This window comes from Escherichia sp. E1130 (assembly GCF_005781065.1).
In the GTDB taxonomy this organism is placed as follows: Bacteria; Pseudomonadota; Gammaproteobacteria; order Enterobacterales; family Enterobacteriaceae; genus Escherichia.
Map to the genome: position 1 here is coordinate 1 of NZ_VATL01000014.1, position 1,748 is coordinate 1,748.

1 rRNA gene is annotated in these 1,748 nt (G+C 52.7%); it reads left to right on the forward strand.

Annotated features, from left to right (window positions below):
- Positions 1-162: 162 nt before the first annotated feature.
- Positions 163-1,704, forward strand: a 16S ribosomal RNA gene (locus FEK66_RS13715).
- Positions 1,705-1,748: the final 44 nt, after the last annotated feature.

Genomic DNA, 1,748 nt, shown 5'->3' on the forward strand with positions numbered 1-1,748 from the left:
GAAAAAGCGAAGCGGCACTGCTCTTTAACAATTTATCAGACAATCTGTGTGGGCACTCGAAGATACGGATTCTTAACGTCGCAAGACGATAAATGAATACCAAGTCTCAAGAGTGAACACGTAATTCATTACGAAGTTTAATTCTTTGAGCATCAAACTTTTAAATTGAAGAGTTTGATCATGGCTCAGATTGAACGCTGGCGGCAGGCCTAACACATGCAAGTCGAACGGTAACAGGAAGCAGCTTGCTGCTTTGCTGACGAGTGGCGGACGGGTGAGTAATGTCTGGGAAACTGCCTGATGGAGGGGGATAACTACTGGAAACGGTAGCTAATACCGCATAACGTCGCAAGACCAAAGAGGGGGACCTTCGGGCCTCTTGCCATCGGATGTGCCCAGATGGGATTAGCTAGTAGGTGGGGTAACGGCTCACCTAGGCGACGATCCCTAGCTGGTCTGAGAGGATGACCAGCCACACTGGAACTGAGACACGGTCCAGACTCCTACGGGAGGCAGCAGTGGGGAATATTGCACAATGGGCGCAAGCCTGATGCAGCCATGCCGCGTGTATGAAGAAGGCCTTCGGGTTGTAAAGTACTTTCAGCGGGGAGGAAGGGAGTAAAGTTAATACCTTTGCTCATTGACGTTACCCGCAGAAGAAGCACCGGCTAACTCCGTGCCAGCAGCCGCGGTAATACGGAGGGTGCAAGCGTTAATCGGAATTACTGGGCGTAAAGCGCACGCAGGCGGTTTGTTAAGTCAGATGTGAAATCCCCGGGCTCAACCTGGGAACTGCATCTGATACTGGCAAGCTTGAGTCTCGTAGAGGGGGGTAGAATTCCAGGTGTAGCGGTGAAATGCGTAGAGATCTGGAGGAATACCGGTGGCGAAGGCGGCCCCCTGGACGAAGACTGACGCTCAGGTGCGAAAGCGTGGGGAGCAAACAGGATTAGATACCCTGGTAGTCCACGCCGTAAACGATGTCGACTTGGAGGTTGTGCCCTTGAGGCGTGGCTTCCGGAGCTAACGCGTTAAGTCGACCGCCTGGGGAGTACGGCCGCAAGGTTAAAACTCAAATGAATTGACGGGGGCCCGCACAAGCGGTGGAGCATGTGGTTTAATTCGATGCAACGCGAAGAACCTTACCTGGTCTTGACATCCACAGAACTTTCCAGAGATGGATTGGTGCCTTCGGGAACTGTGAGACAGGTGCTGCATGGCTGTCGTCAGCTCGTGTTGTGAAATGTTGGGTTAAGTCCCGCAACGAGCGCAACCCTTATCCTTTGTTGCCAGCGGTCCGGCCGGGAACTCAAAGGAGACTGCCAGTGATAAACTGGAGGAAGGTGGGGATGACGTCAAGTCATCATGGCCCTTACGACCAGGGCTACACACGTGCTACAATGGCGCATACAAAGAGAAGCGACCTCGCGAGAGCAAGCGGACCTCATAAAGTGCGTCGTAGTCCGGATTGGAGTCTGCAACTCGACTCCATGAAGTCGGAATCGCTAGTAATCGTGGATCAGAATGCCACGGTGAATACGTTCCCGGGCCTTGTACACACCGCCCGTCACACCATGGGAGTGGGTTGCAAAAGAAGTAGGTAGCTTAACCTTCGGGAGGGCGCTTACCACTTTGTGATTCATGACTGGGGTGAAGTCGTAACAAGGTAACCGTAGGGGAACCTGCGGTTGGATCACCTCCTTACCTTAAAGAAGCGTTCTTTGCAGTGCTCACACAGATTGTCTGAT